Here is a 383-nt window from a genome sequence, read left to right as displayed (position 1 = left end):
TCTGCCAGCTTAAAATGAAATTCCGCTTTTTCAATTTCATCATGAACGTGCACGAGTTGTTTTTCAGCCTCTCTATAGAAACCGATTGCCTTCACATACTGCTTTTTATCAAATTCATACATTCCACGGAAAAAGAAAGAGTAATAACACAGTAGGCCCGAGATACCTTTATTTGATGCTTCTATTTTTTCTAGTAACTCGTCAATTGTCGGCCTTACTCGTGTGGTCACCGGTTCTAAATAATCTAACATGAGCTGGTGACGGAATTTCATGAGAGTAAAATAAATCAGTAAATATTCATCTTCTTCCATTTGGTTTATTTCTTGTTCCACTTCTGCTTTCAAAATCTCCGCATCCGGAACGCTGAATTGACGAATCATTTT

1 protein-coding gene is annotated in these 383 nt (G+C 37.1%); it reads right to left on the bottom strand.

Annotated features, from left to right (window positions below):
* Window positions 1-383, bottom strand: a 383-nt coding sequence (locus KY305_RS19795) for a response regulator aspartate phosphatase (protein ID WP_483862208.1), incomplete at both ends; no start/stop codon positions are given.

This window comes from Bacillus sp. YC2 (assembly GCF_019891195.1).
Lineage (GTDB): Bacteria > Bacillota > Bacilli > Bacillales > Bacillaceae > Bacillus.
Note: the sequence above shows the minus strand (reverse complement) of the source record. Positions and strands in the feature narration are given on the sequence as shown.